We start from the raw sequence: 20,449 nt of genomic DNA, 5'->3' as shown, positions 1-20,449 counted from the left end.
CGGCTCGCCGCAAGACGGTGTCGTAGACTGGCACCATGGCAGCAGATACAGTGTTCGGCAAGATCGTGTCGGGCGAGATCCCGGTAGAGCTCCTCGCGGAGACCGATCGGGTCATCGCGTTCCCCGACATGAACCCGCAGGCACCGGTGCACATCCTGGTGATCCCGAAGTCGACCGCGTACGACACCGTGGTCGAGCTCGCCGCGGCCGAACCCGACACCCTCGCCGAGATGGTGGCGGTCGCGCAGCAGCTGGCCGCGGAACACGCCAACGGCGAGTTCCGACTCATTTTCAACAGCGGCGCAACCGTCGGGCAGACCGTGTTCCACGTCCACGCCCACGTGCTCGCCGGCAACCTTGAGGAGCGTTCCCTCGTTGGATCCTGAACCAACGCACTCGTCCCCCCGCGATTCCGCGGACAGCCCGCAGCTGCAGCGGACGGTCCTGCTCTCCGGCGTCGACCTGGCATCCTTCCTGGGCCACCGCGACCAACTGGTTCGCGAACTCGAGGAAGAACACCCCCTCGTCGAGTTTCACTCGCGCGACGAGGTCCTGTCGCTGCGGGGACCCGTTGCCGCGGTGCGCGCCGCGGAGTCGGTGGTGCAGGAAATCCTTGAGCTTGCGCGCCGCAGCGGGGCGGTCTCCCGCTCGGACGTGAAAGAGGTGACCCGCATGGTGCACGAGGGCAACGGCCCGCGCGCCGCGCAGCTGCTGAGTACGCCGATCGTCACCGTGCGCGGCAACTCCGTACGCCCGCAAACCCGGGGCCAGCGAGCATACGTCGACGCAATCGACGCGAACACGATCGTGTTCGGAATCGGCCCCGCCGGCACGGGCAAAACCTACCTCGCGATGGCGAAGGCCGTGCAGGCGCTCCAGCGGCGCGAGGTCGCGAAGATCGTTCTGACGCGGCCCGCCGTCGAAGCGGGGGAGCGGCTCGGCTATCTGCCGGGAAGCCTCGAGGACAAGATCGACCCGTATCTGCGCCCGCTGTTCGACGCGATCGGGTCCATGATGGACGCGGACGTCGTCCCGAAGCTGCTCGCGAACGGCACCATCGAGGTGGCCCCGCTCGCCTACATGCGCGGCCGGACGCTGAACGAATCCTTCGTGATCCTCGATGAGGCGCAGAACACGACCCCGGAACAGATGAAGATGTTCCTGACGCGGCTCGGCTACGGCTCGCGGATGGTCGTCACCGGGGACATCACCCAGGTCGATCTGCCGCAGGCCTCGAGCGGCCTCCGCGTCGTCAACAAGATCCTCCGCGGTGTCGAGGACATCCACTTTGCCGAGCTCGGCGCCGACGACATCGTGCGCCACAGCCTGGTGGGCCGGATCGTGGACGCGTACGCGGCACACGATGAGGCGCGACTCGCCGCCCGAGAATCCGGAGCGAGCTCCGACACCACCCCGCAGCACACCAAGGAGAGCACGCGATGAGCGTCGAGATCAACAACGAGTCCGGCATCCCCGTCGAGGAGGATCGCCTGCAGCGGCTCGCCGCGTTTGTGCTGGAATCGATGCACGTGCACCCCGACGCTGAACTCGGCGTCGTGATGGTCGACGAGGCCGCCATCGAGCAGCTGCACGTGCAGTGGATGGACGAACCGGGACCGACCGATGTTCTGAGCTTCCCGATGGACGAGCTGCGACCCGGCACGCCGGAGGCACCGGCACCGGCCGGAATTCTCGGCGACATCGTGATCTGCCCGCAGGTCGCTCGGGTGCAGGCGGAGGCCGCGGGCCACGACCTGCTGCAGGAGATGTCGGTGCTGCTCACCCACGGGATGCTGCACGTCCTCGGGTTTGACCACGCGACACCCGAGGAAGAGGCGGAGATGTTCGGCCTGCAGCGCGATCTCCTGCTGTCGTTCGCCATGCGCGAGCGCGCCCGATGAGCGCGGGGGTCGTCGGACTTCTGCTCGGTGGGGCGATCCTGCTCCTCGGCGTCGGTGGCTTGCTCGCCGCGGCCGACGAGGCGCTCGGTGTCCGCTCGAAGGCGGAACTGCTGGCCCTCGCCGAGGCATCGCCGCGCACCGGTGCCGCGATCCGGGCGATCGCGGAGGACGAGGCACCACACACGAACGCCCTCGCCTTCACGCGGGTGTTCGCGGAGACCCTCGCGGCCGTGCTCATCACCCTGGTGCTCGTCACCACGCTCGACAATATGTGGCTCGCGCTCGTCATTGCGACGCTGGTGATGACCGGGCTGATCTTTGTCCTCGTCGGTTCCAGCCCCCGCATGGTGGGCACCCACCGGCCCGACCAGGTGATCCGCTTCGCTGCACCCACCATCCGCACGATCCGGATCCTGCTCGGGCCGCTCGCCACCGCGCTCGTGCGCTTCGGCGACCGCGTCACCCCCGGCCAGGTGCGGGGGAGTTCCCGCATTCGGGACGAGCAACAGCTGCTCTCCATCGTGGACCAGGCCGCGGAGCAGTCGCTCCTCGAAGACGGCGACCGGGAATATATCCACTCGCTGGTCGAGTTCGGCGACACGCTCGTGCGGGAGATCATGGTGCCACGCATCGACATGGTGACCATCGACAGCGACACGCTCGTGCGCGACGGGCTCGAGCAGGTGCTCTCATCCCGACACTCGCGCGTCCCCGTGATCACCGGCGACGTGGACCACGTTGCCGGGGTCGCGTATCTGCGGGACCTGAGCAGCTTTGTGCTGCGCCGGCCCGACGAAGCCGCGACGGCCCCCATGACGCGGGTGATGAAGCCCGCGGTGTTCGTGCCGGAGACCCAGCGCGCCGACACGCTGCTGCGCCGGATGCAGCAGGAATCCAATCACCTCGCGCTCGTCGTCGACGAGTACGGGGGCATCTCCGGTCTCGTGACGCTCGAGGACGTGATCGAGGAGCTGCTCGGCGAGATCAGCGACGAGCACGATCGTGACGTGCCCGAGGCCGCGCTGCAGCCGGACGGCTCCTACGTGGTGAGCGCCCGGCTCTCGGTCGAGGAACTCGGCGAGCTGTTCCACATCGAGCTCGACGACGATGAGGTCGACACCGTCGGCGGGCTGTTTGCGAAGCATCTCGGGCGGCTGCCCGAGCAAGGAGATACGACCGTGGTCGCGGGCATCGCGCTCACCGCGGTCGCGACGGAACGCCGAAGGCAGCGCTTGCTCGCCGTTGCCGCCCACTGGGTGGGCGACACGAACTCGGAGGACACGGAATGAACGATCAGCATACCCCGGCGGCAGGGGAGTTCCGCGCGGGCTTCGTCTCATTCGTGGGGCGGCCCAACGTGGGCAAGTCCACGCTCACGAACGCGCTCGTTGGTGAGAAGATCGCCATCACCAGCCCGAAGCCGCAGACCACGCGGCGCGCGATCCGCGGGATCTCGCACCGTCCCAACGGTCAGCTCATCATTGTGGACACCCCGGGGATTCACCGGCCCCGCACGCTCCTCGGCGAGCGTTTGAACGCGCTGGTCGAGGCGACACTCGGCGATGTCGATGTGATCGGCTTCTGCGTGCCCGCGACGGAGAAGCTCGGTCCGGGCGACCGCTTCATCAACGAACGGCTTGAGGACTTCCCGCGCGCGAAGAAAGTGGCGATCCTCACCAAGGTTGACGAGGCATCGCAGAGCGAGATCATCGATCAGCTCACCCGTCTCGGGGAGCTCCGCGAGTGGGATGCGGTGGTCCCCGTCTCGGCCCTCACGAACGATCAGCTGGACGTGCTCTCGGACGTGCTGCTCGAGCAGATGCCGCTCTCGCCGCCGCTCTATGACGCGGCGGACACGACGGACGAGTCCGAGGATGATCGGATTGCCGAGCTGATCCGCGAGGCCGCGCTTGACGGTGTGCGGGACGAACTGCCGCACTCCCTCGCCGCGACCGTCGACGACCGCGTGGAGCGCGACGCGGAGGAGGACGGCACGCCCGGTCTTCTCGAGATCTATGCGTCGCTCTATGTCGAGCGCGACAGCCAGAAGGGCATCGTGATTGGCAAGGGCGGGTCCCGCCTGCGTGATGTGGGCGAGCGGGCGCGCCGCGAGATTGAAGCCCTGCTCGGCCGACGGGTGTACCTCTCGATGCGCGTCAAGGTTCTGAAGGAATGGCAGCGCGATCCGAAGGCACTCGGTAGGCTCGGGTTCTAGCCCGCATTCCGGCGGGCGTCGATACGGGGGTCGGGATGGAACAGATTACTGATCAGGCACAGCTCACGGCGCTGACGCAGGCCGTGGGGCCGTTCGCGATTGCGTGGTACATCCTTGTGGCGATCGCGCTGTGGCGCGTGTTCTCGAAGGCCGGGTACCCGGGCATCCTCGCGCTCATTCCGATCGTCAACGTCTTCATCCTCGTGAAGGTTGCCGGCTACTCCGCGTGGATGGGCCTGCTGTACCTGATCCCGATCGTCGGCTTCATCTTCTCGATCTTCGTCGCATTCCGGCTCGGCGAGCGCTTCCAGAAGGGCGGCGGCTTCGCGTTCTTCCTGCTCTGGCTGCTCGCCCCGATCGGGTACCTGATCCTCGGCTTCGGCCAGGCGCGGTACCACCGGCGCTAGGCTCCGCTCGCCCGGGTTCGTTCGCCCGGGTTCGTTCGCCCGGCTTCGCTCGCCCGGCTTCGCTCGCCCGGCTTCGCTCGCCCGGCTTCGCTCGCCCGTACCGAGGCATTTTATCGAGCGCGAGGCAAATACCGGCGAAATGCCCTCGGTACAGATAAATCGCCATAGGGGCGTAGGGGCGTAGGGGCGTAGGGGCGTAGGGGAGTAGGGGAGTACGGGGTGCGGGGTGCGGGGCAGCGCCTAGCGGCCGCCGGCGAAGCCGCCGCCCCCGCCGCCGCCGGCGAAGCCGCCCCCGGTTGACCCGCCGGAGGAACTCGCCGAATACGTCGCGGCCGCGGAGATCGACGAGGAGACCTGCGAGATCGAGGCGTCGAGCCTGTCGAACCCACCCGCAAGCATCCCCGGGTACCAGAGCGGGAGGTAGTGGGGTTCCTGGGCGTAGCGTGTCGCGAGCGTCTTGCCCCACTCCTTCTCCAGGCCGAACAGCATGGCGTAGGGCAGCAGCCGCTCGTAGAGCTCGATGACGGAGTGCTCACCCGCGTCGCGGCGTTCTGCGGTGGCGACGGACTGCAGCATGGCCAGGCGGTCGGCCTCGGCGACGCGAATGAACTCCTTCACGCCGAGCAGATACCGTCGCGCCTCAGCCCCGCGCGGCGTCAAGACGCGATGGGGCACGAGGCTCACGATCCCGAGCACCAGCGTGATTGCCGCGAGCAGGATGGTAATCGCGGGGGTGTCCGAGCTGCGAGTCGCGATCCCGAGCACGATGAACACGCCGCACACCGCGGTCAGGCCGAGGCTCACCCAGCCGAGCACCCGCCCGAGCGGGCTGCGGGCGCGCTCGACATAGCCGCGCTTCATCGCCGCGTCGGACCCCGCCGTGGCGAGCCCGGTCATGCGGTCGCTGAACGCGCTGTCTTCCTCGGGTACGGGGAACAGCTCGTCGACGGTCCGCGCCGGGAACACGGCGGTGACCGCCGCGGCGTCGAGCGGATCGCCCACCCGCGCAGGATCGAGCAGCCGGAACGCGAGCTGTGGCTTCCGCGCCCGCTTCCCGTTCTTCCCGGGAAGCTCCTCGATGCGGGTCACACCGCGGAGCGCGAGGTGCACGAGCTCGGCGGGCGGGGTGGGCTTTGCGGCGCCAGCGATCGGCCCGGCCAGCAGCGGGGGCAGCTCCGCGGGCACGTCGTACTGGGCGATGATCGCCCCCTCGCCCCGCCGCGACCGCCGCAGGCGTGCGACGCTCAGAACGCCCGCTCCCGAGACGAGCACCGCACCGCCGCCCACGAACAGCGGCAGCGTGTCGAGCGCGAAGTTCGGGAGCCGGGCGGCGGGTTGGGTGACCGTGCCCGGCGCGAGGCCGATCGCCACGGTGAGGCCCTCGTGCGCGGGCAGCGCACCCGCGTCCACCGTCAACGTTCCCGGTGCGGCCGTCGTCGGGGCCGCGATCGCGCACTCGCGGGTGGACTCGTGGGCCCCCACTTAGCACCGCTGCTCGCCGGTGAGGTGCTCCGCGAGCGCGGGGTCGAAGGTGACCGACACCGTTGCCGCGTCGATGGGCTGCGCGCGGTTGAGCGGGATCATGTCCCAGTAGAGCTCGTCGGCCTGCTGGTCGTCGCGGGACAGGATGACGTCGTCGAGGGCGTAGCTGATGACGTACGTCTGGGTGCCGTGCACGAAGTCATCGGTGCCCGTCAGGATTGCGACAGCGTCGGCGCCGGCACCGACGTCCTCGCCAGACTCAAGGTCAAACGGCACGGCGTCGCCCGCGGCGTCGGTGACGGTGATGTCGCGCGGATCGGTCGACGCCCCCAGGTAGTCCTGCGGGATCAGGCGAATCATGCCCCGATTCTGGTCGTGCTCGGGAAACTCCGCCACGATGCGTTCGGTCACTCGCGCCGTCGCGTGTCCGTCGCCCCGCAGCGCCACGTGCATCTCGACATCCCAGCTCGCGTAGCTGAAGCGTTCAACCGCGGGCACCTCGTCCGCGGTGGCCTGCGCCGCCGGCGCGGTGCTGGCGAGCATGGGGAGCGCCGCGAGGACCGAGAGGAGGAGCATCGAGAGCCGCGGTGTGCGTGTGCGTCGAGTCATGGTCCCAGCCTATGAGCTTGCGTGATAGAGTGTGCCCATGCTGTTCGGCTCGCTGCTCCTTAGCTGCCGCGACGAGGCCTAATCTTCAGGCCTTCCTCGTCGCGGTGTTTGTGTTTGGCTGAGCGAATGTGAACCGATGAGAAAGACGAGCCCATGAAGAACACGCAGCAGCCCTCTGGTATGCCGATCCACCGCTACCGCCCGTACCACGAGATCATCCGCGTGGATCTGCCGGATCGGACCTGGCCCACGAAGACGATCACGAAGGCCCCGCGCTGGTGTGCGGTCGATCTGCGCGACGGCAACCAGGCCCTGATCGACCCGATGAGCCCTGAGCGTAAGCGGATCATGTTCGATCTTCTCGTCAAGATGGGCTACAAGGAGATCGAGGTGGGCTTCCCCTCGGCGAGCCAGACCGACTTCGACTTCGTGCGGCAGCTCATCGAAGAGAACGCGATTCCGGACGACGTGACCATCCAGGTGCTCACCCAGGCGCGCGAACACCTGATCACTCGCACCTACGAGTCGCTGATCGGGGCGAAGCAGGCCATCGTGCACCTGTACAACTCGACCTCGATCCTGCAGCGGGACGTCGTGTTCCGCTCCGATCGCGAGGGCATCAAGCAGATCGCGGTCGAGGGTGCCCGGATGTGCAAGGCGGCCGAGCCGATCGCTGCGGGGACTGAGATCTACTACGAGTACTCGCCGGAGTCCTACACGGGCACCGAACTCGAGTACGCGGTCGAGGTCTGCAACGCGGTGCTCGAGGTGTTCGAGCCGACGCCGGAGCGCAACGTGATCATCAACCTGCCGGCAACGGTCGAGATGGCGACGCCGAACGTCTACGCCGACTCGATCGAGTGGATGAGCCGCCACCTGGCGCACCGCGAGAACGTGATCCTGTCGCTGCACCCGCACAACGACCGCGGCACCGGCGTCGCGGCGGCGGAGCTCGGGTACCTGGCCGGGGCCGACCGGATCGAGGGCTGCCTGTTCGGGAACGGGGAGCGCACCGGTAACGTCGACCTCGTCGCGCTCGGCATCAACATGTTCACGCAGGGCATCGACCCGCAGATCGACTTTTCCCGTCTCGACGAGGTGCGTCGCACCGCCGAGTACTGCAACCAGCTCCGGGTCCCCGAGCGGAGCCCCTGGGCGGGCGACCTCGTCTACACGGCGTTCTCGGGGTCGCATCAGGACGCGATCAAGAAGGGCTTCGAGCGCATGGCGCAGGACGCCGAGGCGGCCGGGAAGTCCATCGACGATATGGAGTGGGCGGTCCCGTACCTGCCCGTCGACCCGAAGGACCTCGGGCGCTCCTACGAAGCGGTGATCCGGGTGAACTCCCAGTCGGGCAAGGGGGGCGTTGCCTACCTGCTGAAGAGCGACCACAGCTTGGATCTCCCGCGCCGCCTGCAGATCGAGTTCAGCGCCGTTGTGCAGGGCGTCACAGATTCCGAGGGCGGCGAGATGTCGAGCGAGGCGATCTGGCAGATCTTCCAGGACGAGTACCTGCCGGCCGAGTCCGCTGACGCAGCGCGTTGGGGCCGGTACGAGATCTTCCGGACCGCGTCGACGAGTGCCGGCGACGGCATCACCGAGCTCAACGTCGACTACCGTGACGGCGACGAGCAGAAGCAGGCGACGGGCCGCGGCAACGGCCCCGTGGATGCGTTCCTGAACGCATTGAACGACGACGGTCACGCGGTCACGCTGTTCGACTACGTTGAGCACGCGATGAGCACCGGCGGCGACGCCGTGGCGGCCGCCTACGTGGACCTCGAGGTCGACGGCCAGCGCCTGTGGGGGGTCGGCATCGACCCCGACACCACGCGCGCCACGCTCAAGGCGATCATTTCCTCCGTCAACCGCGCCGTGCGGAACGCCGTCCCCGAGACCGTAGGCGCGACGGCCGGCTAACGCGCACATCGACGGCGGGGGCCCGCCACACCCATCATTCGTACTTTTGTTCGAATGCCCGGTGTGGCGGGCCCCCTCGTCTGCGCCGGCATTCTAGGGTGGGGATGTGATTGCATCGATTCGTGGACCGGTTCTCGCAGCGGGCGCCGGATGGGCAGTAGTGGGCCTCGGCGGCTTGGGCATGCGCGTAGAAGTCCCGAGCGGACGCGTGTCCCAGGCGCACCCCGGCGACGAGATTGCGCTGCACACCTCCCTGGTGGTGCGGGAGGACGCGCTCACCCTGTTCGGGTTCGCCACCGCGGCTGAACTCGAGGTGTTCGGTCATCTCATCAGCGTGTCGGGCGTCGGACCCCGCAGCGCGCTGGGCGTACTCTCCGCGCTCGCGCCCGCGGAAATTGCGCGCGCAGTCGCGGCCGAGGACGAGAAGGCCTTCCGAAAGGTTTCCGGGATCGGGCCGAAGACCGCCAAGCTGATCATTGTCTCGCTCGCCGGCAAGCTCGCGGCCACCGATTGGGCCGCAGACGCGACGCCGGATCAGGCAGCCGCGACGCCGAGCGCCGCGGAGGGCGTGGTGGACGGGCTCGTCGGCCTCGGCTGGGGGCAGTCCGAAGCGCACGAGGCGGTCAGCGATGCGCTCGACGCGGGGGCGCCTGACGCGAGCGCCGAGCTGTTGCGCGCCGCCCTGGCGCTGCTGCAGGCCGGACGACCGGGATCCCGTGGGGGCACGCGGTGAGCAGCGAGGTCTCGCCGGAGGCGACCATCGCCGAGCAGCGGTACGAGGGGGCGCTGCGACCCGCGACGCTCACGGAATTCGTGGGCCAGGCAAAGGTCCGCAGCCAGCTGTCGCTGCTGTTGAACGCGGCGTCGCTGCAGCAGCGGACCCCCGATCATATTCTGCTCGCCGGTCCGCCCGGCCTCGGGAAGACGACGCTGTCCATGATCGTGGCGACGGAGCTCGACAAACCACTGCACCAAACCTCGGGCCCCGCGATTCAGCATGCGGGGGACCTCGCCGCGGTGCTGTCCGCGCTGACGCCGGGCGAGGTGCTCTTCATCGACGAGATCCACCGGATGGCGCGCAGCGCCGAAGAGATGCTCTATCTTGCGATGGAGGATTTCAAGGTGGACATCATGGTGGGGAAGGGGGCCGGCGCGACGTCGGTCCCGTTGGAGCTCTCGCCGTTTACGCTGGTCGGCGCGACGACCCGCTCCGGCCTGCTGCCGAATCCGCTCCGCGATCGCTTCGGCTTCACCGCGAACCTGGAGTTCTACGGCGTGGATGAGCTCGCGAGCGTGGTGCGCCGCGCGGCTGGGCTGCTCGGCTTCGAGCTGTCCGAGCAGGGGATCGAGGAGATCGCGGGCCGATCGCGAGGCACGCCGCGCATCGCCAACCGCCTGCTGCGGCGCGTTCGCGACTACAGCCTGGTGCACGATACGCCGGGCGACACGACCACGGTGCGTGCCGCGCTCGCGCTGTACGACGTCGACGAGAACGGCCTGGATCGGCTGGACCGCGAGGTCCTTCGCGCGGTCGTGGAACGGTTCGGCGGGGGACCCGTCGGGCTGTCGACCCTTGCGGTATCCGTTGGCGAGGAGGCCGAAACGATCGAGGCGGTTGTGGAACCGTTCCTCGTGCGGACCGGGCTCCTCACGCGCACACCACGCGGTCGTGTCGCGACGCGGCTGGGGTGGGAACACCTCGGCGCGGTCCCGCCGGAGGCGACGGGGGCGCTGTAGCGCGCGATTCCCTGGAAATCTCTGTGTTTCTGCAGGCGCGAACCCGCTAGAATCGAGAGAATTGTGCCCTCTGCACCCGCGCGGGCACGCCCACCGAAAGGACCGTCGTGGCTATTGACCCGATCACTCTGATGATGTTTGCGCTGATCGCGCTCCTGATCTTCTTCATGTTCCGGAACGGAAAGAAGCGTCAGCAGGCGATGCAGGAGCTCCAGAGTGGACTTCGGCCGGGTGCCGATGTGATGCTGCAGTCGGGGATCTACGGCACGATCGACTCGGTTGACGAGGAAGAGAACAAGGTCACGGTGCGCAGCGGCACGAGCACCTTTGTGGTGCATCGCAACGCGGTCTCCCAGATCGTGGCACCGGTCGAGGTTGCTGACGAGGCACCGGCCTCGGATCTCGCCCCGGACGACGACCCGGCATTTGGCGAGCGCCTCGCGAACGGCACCCCCGAAACGACGGCGACTCCGGAGGTCGACGCAGCCGATCTCGACCGCGGCACGGACGCCGCAGCGGACGAGTCGGGCACGCAGGGCCCCGATACTGACCAGCAGGGTGGCGAGCAGACGCCGAAGGCGTAGCTTGTGAAAGCCGCGGCTCCGGCCGCGGCTTTTTCCCCCTCCCTCTGAGAGAAAGCAGTCAGTTGTGGCTACTACACCAGCCGTGAGGCGAGCCCGCCGCTCCCTCGTGTTTCTTCTGGTTCTGATTGTCGGCCTCGCCGGCCTCATCACCTACGGAGTATTCCGGAGCGATGCGAGCTGGACGCCGAAGTTGGCACTGGATCTGCAAGGCGGAACCCAGATCCTGCTGGCCGCCGAGCAGACAGATGGCAAGGCTGTCACGGGGGAACAGCTGCAGCAGGCCGTCTCGATCATTCGGCAGCGCGTTGACGCGGCCGGGGTGTCCGAGGCGGAGATCACCACCCAGGGCAACCAGCACATCTCCGTGTCGATTCCCGGGAAGGCGGACGAGGAGACGCTGCAGCGCATCGAGGCCTCGGCGAAGCTCGACTTCCGCCCGGTGCTTGCCGTGGGGATCGGCATCGACATGAACCAGGTGCCGCCCGCGAACACGAGCGGCGAGGAGCCGACGGCCGAAGAGCTGAAGGCGCAGGAGGAGGCCGAGGCGCAGGCGGCTGAGGCCCGCGCTGCGGCCGAGAAGCTGGTCATGAGCGACCCGGATGATCTGTACCCGGAGCCCCCGCCCGCCGAGGCCGGCGACCTCGCCTGGGTGACACCGGCACTGCAGGCGAAGTTCGACGCGTTTACCTGCGACATGGAATCCGCGCTGGAGACCGGGAACGCTGCCGCGGACCGGCCGCTCATCACGTGCGACGACACCGGCACGCAGAAGTACCTGCTCGGCCCCGTCGAGCTGAGCGGAGACGTGATCACGGACGCCACCGCCCAAATGGAGACCACCCAGACGGGTGCCACCACGGGCGGCTGGGTCGTGCAGATCATCATGAACAAGACCGGTGCGGAGAAGTTCGGCAAGATCAGCTCGCGCCTCTACGGTGCCCCGGAGCCACAGAACCAGTTTGCGTTTGTGCTCGATGGCCGGGTGCTCTCGGCACCCACCATGCAGGGACAGATCCTCGATGGCCGTCCCTCGATCAGCGGCGACTTCACGCAGGAGACCTCCAAGGCGCTCGCGGATCAGCTCAAGTTTGGCGCGCTGCCCATCGACTTCTCGGTGCAGAGCCAGGAGGATATCTCCGCCACGCTCGGCACCAGCCAGCTCGGCGCGGGCCTGCTCGCGGGTCTCATCGGCCTGCTGCTCGTGGTGGTGTACTCGCTCTTCCAGTACCGCGCACTCGGATCGCTGACGATCGCCTCCCTGGTGATCGCGGGCGTGCTGACCTACCTCCTGCTCACGTTCTTCTCGTGGCGTCAGGGCTACCGACTCTCGCTTGCGGGCGTGGCGGGCATCATCGTCGCGGTGGGCTTCACCGCCGACTCGTTCATCGTCTACTTCGAGCGCATCCGCGACGCGCTGCGCGACGGCTTCACCATCGAGCGCGCCGTCGAGAACGGCTGGGCCCGAGCGTTCCGCACGGTCCTCGCCTCGGACGGCGTGAACTTCCTCGCCGCGGTGATCCTGTTTATTCTCGCGGTCGGCAACGTGAAGGGCTTCGCGTTCACGCTCGGCCTGACCACCCTCGTTGACGTCCTCGTTGTCGCGTTGTTCACGCACCCGATGATGACGTTGCTCGCCCGGACGCGGTTCTACCAGAACGGGAACAAGTTCTCCGGCCTGGATCCGCGCCAGCTCGGTGCCGTGTACCGCGGCCGCGCGCAGTTCCGCGAACCCGTGGTGGCAAGCAAGGGCGCGGGGAAGAAGGTTGCCCGGAGCCAGAAGGAAGCCGAACGCCGGCAGACCATCGCGGAGCGCAAGGCGGCCGAGGCCGTGGGCGCGACCACCGGAAAGGAGAGCTAATCATGGCTCGATCATTTGCCGAGTTCGGCAACGCTCTCTACACCGGCGAGAAGTCGATCAACTTCATCGGTCGCCGAAAGACCTGGTACGCGATCTCGCTGATCCTGATCGTGCTCTCGATCGTGGGCCCGTTGCTGCGCGGCGGCTTCACCTTCGGGATCGAGTTCACGGGCGGCAGCCAGTTCCAGGTGCACCTCACCGACGGGCAGGACCGTGATACCGCGGTCGCCGAGGAAGCGGTTGCGGAGGTGCTCCCCTCGAGTGCGCCCCGCGTCACCCTTGTCGGTCCCACCGACATTCGGGTGCAGACGGAGGCGTTGGCGGAGGCTGAGAACCGTGAGGTGACGGCCGCCCTCGCTGCGGCGTACGACATCGACGCCGAAGAGGTGACCTACTCCTTCATTGGGCCCGCCTGGGGGCAAGACATCACGAGACAGGCCGTGATCGCCCTGTTCGTCTTCCTGGTCTTCGCTTCCCTCGTGATGGCGCTCTACTTCCGCACCTGGAAGATGTCGCTCGCGGCGATCGCCGCCCTGCTGCACGACCTCGTGATCACGGCGGGCATCTACGGTATCTCGGGCTTCGAGATCACGCCGGCCGCGATGATCGGTTTCATGACGATCCTGGGGTACTCGCTCTACGACACGGTCGTGGTGTTCGACAAGATTCGCGAGAACACGCTGCCCGGCGAACTGACGGAACGCACCACCTTCGCGGAGGCGGTCAACCTGGGCGTCAACCAGACGCTGGTGCGCTCGATCAACACCTCCGTCGTGGCCCTCCTGCCCGTTGGCTCGATCCTGTTCATCGGTGCCTTTGTGCTCGGTGCGGGGACGCTGCGCGATATTTCCCTCGCGTTGTTCATCGGCATCCTGGTCGGCGCGTACTCCACGATCTTCATCGCGGCACCGATGTATGCGCATCTGCGCGAGGGCGAGCCCGCCGTCAAGCGGCACGACGAGAAGGTGCTGCGTCAGCGCGGTGGCTCCTCGAACGCGGCCGACTCGGCTGCGGCCGCGGGCTCGTCGGCGGACTCCGCCACCGCGAGCACCGCGTAGCCGTCCGATCGATTCGGCCGTCGCCACACCCACGGGCACCCAGTTGGTCAGAATGGGTGCCCGTGGTGTAGCGTTCAAACATTCGAGGAGGAGATCAGGTGGTTACGAACGATGTGGCGCAGGGCGGCACGACCGCGTTGCGTCGACTCGTGCCTCGAATCTTTTCCCGAGGCAGCGCCCCGGGCGCGGTAGACCAGCTGGTGCGCACGGTCCGTGGGAACTATCCGCGTGCGGATCTCTCGGTGATCGAACGGGCGTACACGACAGCCGAGCGCGCGCACCGGGGCCAGAAGCGTCGCAGCGGTGAGCCCTACATCACCCACCCGATCGCGGTGGCCCAGATCCTTGCGGAGCTCGGCGTCGCCCCGGTGGCGATCGCGGCGGCGCTGCTCCACGATACGGTCGAGGACACCGAGTACACGCTGGAGGAGCTCACGCGTGACTTCGGCGAAGAAATCGCGATGCTCGTGGACGGGGTCACGAAGCTCGACAAGGTGAAGTACGGCGACTCGGCCCAGGCCGAGACCGTCCGCAAGATGGTCGTGGCGATGGCCAAGGACATCCGCGTGCTGGTGATTAAGCTCGCCGACCGGCTTCACAACGCCCGCACCTGGGGCTTTGTCTCGAGCGACTCGGCGAAGCGGAAGGCGCAGGAAACCCTCGAGATCTACGCGCCGCTCGCGCACCGCCTCGGCATCCAGTCGATGAAGTCCGAGCTCGAGGATCTCTCCTTCGCGGTGCTCAAGCCGAAGCTGTACGCGGAGATCGAGAACCTCATCGCGCAGCGCAATCCCCAGCGTGACGAGATCGTCGGCACGGTGATCAGCACGATCGAAGCGGACCTGCGCGACGCGCGCATTCGCGGCGAAGTCACCGGGCGCCCGAAAGAGCTCTACTCGATCTATCAGAAGATGATCGTCCGCGGCCGCGACTTCGACGACATCTACGACCTCGTGGGCATCAGGGTGCTCGTGCAGTCGATCCGCGATTGCTACGCGGTGCTGGGTGCGGTGCACGCCCGGTGGACCCCGATTCCGGGCCGCTTCAAGGACTACATCGCGACGCCGAAGTTTAATCTGTACCAGTCGCTGCACACCACCGTGATCGGACCGGACGGTCGCGCCGTGGAGATTCAGATCCGCACCGTCGAGATGCACCAGCGCGCCGAGTATGGCGTGGCCGCGCACTGGAAGTACAAGCAGCGGGCGCAGGACCAGGCCGGAACCACCTCCAACGACATGGCCTGGCTCGCGCACATCTCCGATTGGCAGGCGGAGACCGAGGACCCGAGCGAGTTCCTGGACGCGCTGCGCTTCGAAATCGGCGCGAAGGAAGTGTACGTCTTCACCCCCAAGGGGCGCGTGATCGGCCTGCCTAACGGCGGCACCACGGTCGATTTCGCCTACGCGGTGCACACCGAGGTGGGCCACCGCACCATGGGTGCACGCGTGAACGGGCGTCTGGTCCCGCTGGAGACCGCGTTGCAGAACGGTGACGTCGTGGAGGTCTTCACCTCGAAAGACCCGAATGCCGGTCCCAATAAGAACTGGCTCTCGTTTGTCAAGAGCAAGCGCGCGCAGAACAAGATCCGGCAGTGGTTCACGAAGGAGCGCCGCGAGGAGGACGCTGAGAACGGCAAGACCGAGATCGCGAAGGCGCTCCGGAAGCAGGGGCTGCCGCTGCATCGCGTGATGAACTCCGAAGCCCTGCAGCAGGTGGCGTTGCAGCTGCGGTACGCCGACGTGACGGCGCTCTACGCCGCCGTGGGCGCGAGCCACGTCTCCGCGCAGTCGGTTGTCGAAAAGGTCACCGCGCTCGTGTTCGACGATCAGACCTCGACGGAGCCCGCGCTCGCGACGATGCCGATCATCGAGGCACCGCGGGCGTCTCGGGCCACGGGCTCGAGCGGGGTGATCGTGAAGGGTGCCTCGGATATCCTCGCGAAACTCGCGAAGTGTTGCACCCCCGTTCCGGGCGATGAGATCCTCGGCTTCGTGACGAAGGGACAGGGCGTGTCCGTGCACCGCGTGGACTGCCACAACTTCCAGAACCTGCGAAAGCAGGAGGACCGGATCATCGAGGTCGAATGGGCCCCGACGACCAAGAGCGTCTTCCTGGTGCAGATTCAGGTCGAAGCGCTGGACCGCTCGGGGCTGCTTTCTGACGTGACGCGCACGCTCTCCGAACACCACGTCAACATACTTTCCGCGACGGTGAACACGTCGACCTCGCGGCTTGCGATCAGCAAGTTCGTGTTTGAGATGGCCAATGCCACACACCTCGATCACGTGCTCAACGCGGTCCGCCGCATCGACGGCGTCTACGACGTCTACCGGATCACGAACTAGCGACCGCCGCCCGGGACGCATCACAGCTCCCTGAGGCGCTCAAGTGCCCGCTGGCGGTGCGGCGCCGGGCCACGGGCGAGTGCGTCGGCGATCTCCGCATCGCCCCACGCCGTCTGCAACCGGAGGACGCGACACGCGAGCCGGTGCTCCCGGGCAAAGTCCTCGCTCAGCCGCAGCAGATCGCAGAGCGTGCGCCTGCGCGTCGTGGTGGCCCCGGAACCGAATGCCACCGTGTCCGTCGCGGGAGCGCGAAACTGATGCACGCGCACGCCGAGTGGGGGAGTCCGGGGGCGAGCGCGCCGCCCGGCCGTGCTCACGTGCAGCGGCCGACCCGGTGTCGGACAGGCGTCCCACACCCACGCGGCGGTCATGAACACCGCGATGGTGCCGGTGGGGAGCCACGGGCGGAGCGCCGCGAGCCGCACCCTGGGGGTGTCCGGCCAGCCCACAGGGCGGACCCCCGGCCCGCAGGGGACGAGGCTGCCGCGCCGGAGTTCCGCGCTGCGCACGGCGGCGGGCCAGTGCGCCGTGTCTGGGACGCGTAGTTTCCCGGGCGAGGGGTGGGGAGAGGCCCGGGTGGCTGGGGTGGAGGTCATGCGTCCATCATCGGTGGCCCGCGCCGGAAACGCGAGGGGCCCGGCACCAAGTGTGGATAACTTGGTGCCGGGCCCCGCATCGAAAAGCTGTGAGCGACGCTCGGGCGGCGCTCCGCCGGTGCTTAGTCGCCGAGGGCGGCGAGCCAGGACTGCTGGGTGGCGAGCTTGTCCTCGGCCTCCTTCTGCGCCTTCGCGTTCCCCGCGGTCTTCGCGGCCTCGATCTCGGAGCTCAGCTCGGCGATCGACGACTCCAGCTGGCCGCGCAGGCCCTCGCTCCGGGCCTTCGTCTCCGGGTTCGTCTTGCGCCAGTGCTCGTCCTCGAGGTGCTTGACGTGGTCCTCGACCTTGCGCAGCCGGCCCTCGACGTCGCGGAGCGCCTCGCGGGGCACGCGCCCGATCTCGTCCCAGCGCAGCTGGATCGCGGTGAGCTGCTTGCGCGCCGCCACGCGGTCGGTGACGGTGAGGATCGGCTCGGCCTCGGTGAGCAGTTCCTGCTTCGCGACGAGGTTGGCCGCGTACTCCTCGTTGGTCTGTGCGACTTCCTCGGCCTTCGCCTGGTAGAGCACATCGCCCGCGGCCTTAAACCGAGCCCACAGCTGATCATCGATCTTGCGGCTCGCGCGACCGGCGGCCTTCCAATCCTCGAGCAGGTTGCGGTAGCTCGGGATGCCGTCGATGCCCTTGGGCGCGAGCGCCTCGGCGGCGGCGATGATCCGCTCCTTGCGCTGCTTCACGTCCTTGTTCGTGGCGTCCATCTGCGCGAAATGGGCGCGACGGGCGCTATCGAAGGTCTGGCGCGCGGTGCGGAAGCGCTTCCACAGCGCGTCCGCCTGGCCCTTGGGGACCTGGGGGCCGCTGCGCTGCGCGCTCTGCCAATCGGTGAAGAGCTGCTCGAACGCGAGGCTCGTGTCCTTCCAGCGGATCGACGCCTCGGGCTGTGCGGCCAGCCGCTCGGCCTCCACGACGATTGCCTCGCGCTTGGCGATGGCCTCCTGGCGAGCGGCCTCCCGCTCGGCCTGCTGCTTCTCGCTCAGCGCCGCGGTCTTGGTGCTGAGCTTCTCGACGCGGGCGCGCAGCCCGGCGATGTCGCCCACCGCGGCCGGCTCGACGAGCAGCGCTGTGAGCTTCGTGACGGAGTCGGCTGCGGAGGCGTCCGCCGTGCCGCGGGCGATCCGAGCCTCCAACAGGGTGACCTGACCCTCGATGTCGGCAAACTTGCGGGTGAAGTAGGCGAGGGCTTCCTCGGGCGTGCCGTCGGGGAAGGACCCGACCACGCGTTCACCGTCACCCTCGCGCACATACACGGTACGGTCGTCGTCGACTCGTCCCCAGGGCGTTTCGTTGGTCGCTTCGCTCACGGTTCTGCTCACTTAACGTGTGTGGGCCGGTCGCGCCGACCATACGGGATAGACCCCTCCACTATGCCATAGTGGGGGCGCTGCCGAACTGAACGCGCGCAGAAGTTGCCCCGCGCGCACCGGTATCCTGTGCAGATGACACGTCCCACCAGCTTCACGGTACGTCGCCCCCAGGATCGGCTGATCACGGGGTCGGCGTGGGGACCCACCGACGGCCAGCCCGTCCTGTTCGTTGCGGGTGCCGGGACCGGCAAGACCATGGCCTTCGGGGAAGAACTCCTCGCGGAGCGCGGCCTCCGGCTCATCACCCTCGACCGTCCCGGCATGGGCGCCTCGGACCACGATCCGGCGCGCACCCTCGCCTCGACCGTGGCGGACTACGCGGCGGTGTGTGACGCGGTCACGGGGCGGCCGGGGACCGCGGTGCCCGTGGTGGCGAATTCGCAGGGCGGCGTGTTCGGGCTTGGCTTGGCCGCGCAGGGTGCCGCGAGCCGGCTCGTGCTGGTCTCGCCCGCCGACGAGGTCGCGTTCCCCGCGGTGCGCGCGCAGCTCCCCGACGAGGCGGCGGCCCTCTCCGACCTCGCGCGCAGCGACCCGGACGCGGCTGCACAGATCCTCGGCGGCTTTTCCGCGGCGGCCATGGAGGAGATGGTGCTCGCGGGTGCGCACCCCAGTGATCGCGCCTGGTACGGTTCCGCGCCGTTCCGTGCGCGGTACCAGGCAGCCCTCGCGGAGGGGTTTGGGCACGACGCGGCCGGGTACGTGATCGACACGCTGATCGCGATGCGGCGCTGGGAGGTGGTGTTCGATCGGATCACCTGTCCGGTGACGATCCTGTTCGGCGAACACGACCTCACGCATTCGCCCGATCACGGGGCTACGCTGCAGTCTCGCATCCCCGGCGCGTCGCGCCGCGTGCTCCCGGGGGTCGGCGGGGCGCTGCTGTGGGAGCGCGCCGACGAGGTGTTCGCGGCTCTGGCGGAGTAGGCTCACGCTCCCGTGTCGGAGGTGATCGGTAGCATGGGGAACGTGGACACTCAGGGAATGCCAGCCGCGACCGCGCCGCTCGCGGTGCGCATGCGCCCGCGCTCGCTCGACGAGGTCGTGGGGCAGCAGCACCTGTTGCGCCCGGGCTCTCCATTGCGCGTGCTGGCCGCCGACACCGACGGCGGCGGCGGTGCCGTTTCGGTCATTCTCTGGGGCCCGCCGGGCACGGGCAAGACGACGCTGGCGCAGGCCATCGCGCACTCCAGTGGTCGGCGTTTCGTCGAGCTGTCAGCGGTCACCGCCGGGGTCAAGGACGTGCGGGTCGTGATGGAGCGCGCGTTGAACGACCGCGATCTCTATGGCATGGCGACCGTGTTGTTCCTCGACGAGATCCACCGTTTCACGAAGGCGCAGCAGGACGCGCTGCTCCCCGGTGTCGAGAACGGTTGGGTGACGCTCGTCGCGGCGACGACCGAGAACCCGTCTTTTTCGGTCATCAGCCCGCTGCTCTCGCGTTCGCTGCTGCTCACGCTTGAGCCGTTGCAGGAGTCCGAGCTTGCCGATCTGCTCACGCGGGCGATCGCGGACCCGCGGGGCCTCGCGGGTGCCGTTGAGGTGGCTCCCGACGCGATCGAGGCGCTGGTGCAGTTGGCCTCGGGTGATGCCCGCCGCGCCCTCACCGGGCTGGAGGCCGCCGCGAGCTCGGCGATCGCGCTGGGCGAGGGGGAGCGCGTGCCCCGGGTCACCCCGGAGATCGTCTCGGAGGCCGTGAACCGTGCGCTGTTGCGGTACGACCGCAACGGCGACCAGCACTACGACGTGACGAGCGCGTTTATCAAGTCCATGCGCGGATCCGATCCCGACGCCGCAATCCACTATCTCGCCCGCATGATCGAGGCGGGGGAGGATCCACGCTTCATTGCACGCCGACTCATGGTGCACGCGGCAGAGGACGTCGGCATGGCGGATCCGCAGGCCCTGGTGGTGGCGGTGGCCGCGGCGGAAGCGACCCAGCTGATCGGCCTGCCGGAGGCGCGGATCCCGCTCGCGGAGGCCACGATCTACATTGCCACGGCGCCGAAGTCGAACGCGGTGATCACGGCGATCGACGCGGCGATCGCGGACGTGAAGGCCGGTCGCTTTGGTCAGGTGCCGCTCCACCTGCGCGACGCGCACTACCCAGGGGCGAAGCGGATGGGCCACGGGAAAGGCTACCGCTATCCCCACAGCGACCCGCGCGGGGTGTCGCCGCAGCAGTATCTTCCCGACGAGCTCACCGGGCGTGAGTACTACGAGCCCACGAGCCACGGACACGAGCGCGAGCTCGCGGAGCGCCTGGACAAGATCCGGCGGATCACGCGATCGGAGTAAGCGCGTGCCCGTCGGCGT

The 20,449-nt window shown here is 68.2% G+C and carries 19 protein-coding genes; 15 read left to right on the top strand and 4 right to left on the bottom strand.

Going from position 1 to position 20,449, the window contains the following annotated elements; genetic code table 11:
- The first annotated feature begins 35 nt into the window (after positions 1–35).
- The 6 genes from D3230_RS09330 to D3230_RS09305 are packed head-to-tail and all read left to right on the top strand — an operon-like array spanning position 36 to position 4,523.
- A complete protein-coding gene (locus D3230_RS09330; RefSeq protein ID WP_202344750.1) occupies positions 36–386 on the top strand; it encodes an HIT domain-containing protein in 351 nt (116 codons plus the stop codon).
- Positions 376–1,443 carry a PhoH family protein gene (locus D3230_RS09325; protein WP_202344749.1) on the top strand — a complete coding sequence of 356 codons (1,068 nt, stop codon included), beginning with the start codon at positions 376–378 and terminating at the stop codon, positions 1,441–1,443. Before D3230_RS09330 ends, D3230_RS09325 begins: the two co-directional genes overlap by 11 nt.
- A complete protein-coding gene (gene ybeY, locus D3230_RS09320) occupies positions 1,440–1,901 on the top strand; it encodes an rRNA maturation RNase YbeY (RefSeq protein WP_202344748.1) in 462 nt (153 codons plus the stop codon). Before D3230_RS09325 ends, ybeY begins: the two co-directional genes overlap by 4 nt.
- Positions 1,898–3,190 (top strand): hemolysin family protein, encoded by a 1,293-nt coding sequence (locus tag D3230_RS09315; protein ID WP_202344747.1) that lies wholly within the window; start codon positions 1,898–1,900, stop codon positions 3,188–3,190. Before ybeY ends, D3230_RS09315 begins: the two co-directional genes overlap by 4 nt.
- Positions 3,187–4,116 carry a GTPase Era gene (gene era, locus D3230_RS09310; protein ID WP_202344746.1) on the top strand — a complete coding sequence of 310 codons (930 nt, stop codon included), beginning with the start codon at positions 3,187–3,189 and terminating at the stop codon, positions 4,114–4,116. Before D3230_RS09315 ends, era begins: the two co-directional genes overlap by 4 nt.
- A 35-nt stretch (positions 4,117–4,151) precedes the next feature.
- The gene (locus D3230_RS09305; protein WP_202344745.1) at positions 4,152–4,523 is read left to right on the top strand and encodes a DUF5684 domain-containing protein; all 372 of its coding nucleotides are present in this window, start codon (positions 4,152–4,154) and stop codon (positions 4,521–4,523) included.
- Between the two features lie 240 nt (positions 4,524–4,763).
- Here the strand turns inward: D3230_RS09305 and D3230_RS09300 are convergent, their stop codons facing one another.
- Together D3230_RS09300 and D3230_RS16415 are read right to left on the bottom strand one after the other, a co-directional pair.
- Positions 4,764–6,005, bottom strand: a complete 1,242-nt coding sequence (locus D3230_RS09300; protein WP_337249141.1) for a DUF2207 family protein — start codon at positions 6,003–6,005, stop codon at positions 4,764–4,766.
- Complete coding sequence (locus D3230_RS16415; protein WP_337249140.1) at positions 6,006–6,614, bottom strand: DUF2207 domain-containing protein; 609 nt, start codon at positions 6,612–6,614, stop codon at positions 6,006–6,008.
- Positions 6,615–6,767: 153 nt separating this feature from the next.
- On the opposite strand from D3230_RS16415, the gene leuA reads away from it, so the two are divergent.
- The 7 genes from leuA to D3230_RS09265 all read left to right on the top strand — a co-directional run bounded on the left by leuA (position 6,768) and on the right by D3230_RS09265 (position 16,119).
- Positions 6,768–8,534 (top strand): 2-isopropylmalate synthase, encoded by a 1,767-nt coding sequence (gene leuA / locus D3230_RS09295; RefSeq protein ID WP_202344744.1) that lies wholly within the window; start codon positions 6,768–6,770, stop codon positions 8,532–8,534.
- 106 nt (positions 8,535–8,640) lie between these two features.
- Entirely contained in the window at positions 8,641–9,267 is a 627-nt protein-coding gene (ruvA, locus tag D3230_RS09290) for a Holliday junction branch migration protein RuvA (RefSeq protein WP_202344743.1), read from the top strand.
- A complete protein-coding gene (gene ruvB, locus D3230_RS09285; protein WP_202344742.1) occupies positions 9,264–10,271 on the top strand; it encodes a Holliday junction branch migration DNA helicase RuvB in 1,008 nt (335 codons plus the stop codon). The genes ruvA and ruvB overlap by 4 nt, the downstream gene beginning before the upstream one ends.
- Positions 10,272–10,378: 107 nt before the next feature.
- Complete coding sequence (gene yajC, locus D3230_RS09280; protein WP_202344741.1) at positions 10,379–10,855, top strand: preprotein translocase subunit YajC; 477 nt, start codon at positions 10,379–10,381, stop codon at positions 10,853–10,855.
- Between the two features lie 64 nt (positions 10,856–10,919).
- Positions 10,920–12,713, top strand: a complete 1,794-nt coding sequence (secD, locus tag D3230_RS09275) for a protein translocase subunit SecD (protein WP_202344740.1) — start codon at positions 10,920–10,922, stop codon at positions 12,711–12,713.
- Between the two features lie 2 nt (positions 12,714–12,715).
- Complete coding sequence (gene secF, locus D3230_RS09270) at positions 12,716–13,771, top strand: protein translocase subunit SecF (RefSeq protein ID WP_202344739.1); 1,056 nt, start codon at positions 12,716–12,718, stop codon at positions 13,769–13,771.
- 98 nt (positions 13,772–13,869) lie between these two features.
- Complete coding sequence (locus tag D3230_RS09265; protein WP_202344738.1) at positions 13,870–16,119, top strand: RelA/SpoT family protein; 2,250 nt, start codon at positions 13,870–13,872, stop codon at positions 16,117–16,119.
- 20 nt (positions 16,120–16,139) lie between these two features.
- Here D3230_RS09265 and D3230_RS09260 read toward each other — a convergent pair whose 3' ends face one another.
- On the bottom strand, positions 16,140–16,715 hold the full coding sequence (locus tag D3230_RS09260) for a hypothetical protein (protein WP_202344737.1): 576 nt from the start codon (positions 16,713–16,715) through the stop codon (positions 16,140–16,142).
- A 122-nt stretch (positions 16,716–16,837) separates the two neighbouring features.
- Entirely contained in the window at positions 16,838–18,073 is a 1,236-nt protein-coding gene (locus D3230_RS09255) for a DUF349 domain-containing protein (protein ID WP_202344871.1), read from the bottom strand.
- A 135-nt stretch (positions 18,074–18,208) separates the two neighbouring features.
- Between D3230_RS09255 and D3230_RS09250 the strand changes: the two genes are divergently transcribed.
- Positions 18,209–19,060, top strand: a complete 852-nt coding sequence (locus D3230_RS09250; protein WP_202344736.1) for an alpha/beta fold hydrolase — start codon at positions 18,209–18,211, stop codon at positions 19,058–19,060.
- A gap of 57 nt (positions 19,061–19,117) precedes the next feature.
- Positions 19,118–20,431: a replication-associated recombination protein A gene (locus D3230_RS09245; RefSeq protein ID WP_202344735.1), complete on the top strand. Its 1,314-nt coding sequence runs from the start codon at positions 19,118–19,120 to the stop codon at positions 20,429–20,431.
- Positions 20,432–20,449: the final 18 nt, after the last annotated feature.

It is taken from the genome of Leucobacter chromiireducens subsp. solipictus (genome assembly GCF_016758195.1).
In the GTDB taxonomy this organism is placed as follows: Bacteria; Actinomycetota; Actinomycetes; order Actinomycetales; family Microbacteriaceae; genus Leucobacter; species Leucobacter solipictus.
Note: the sequence above shows the minus strand (reverse complement) of the source record. Positions and strands in the feature narration are given on the sequence as shown.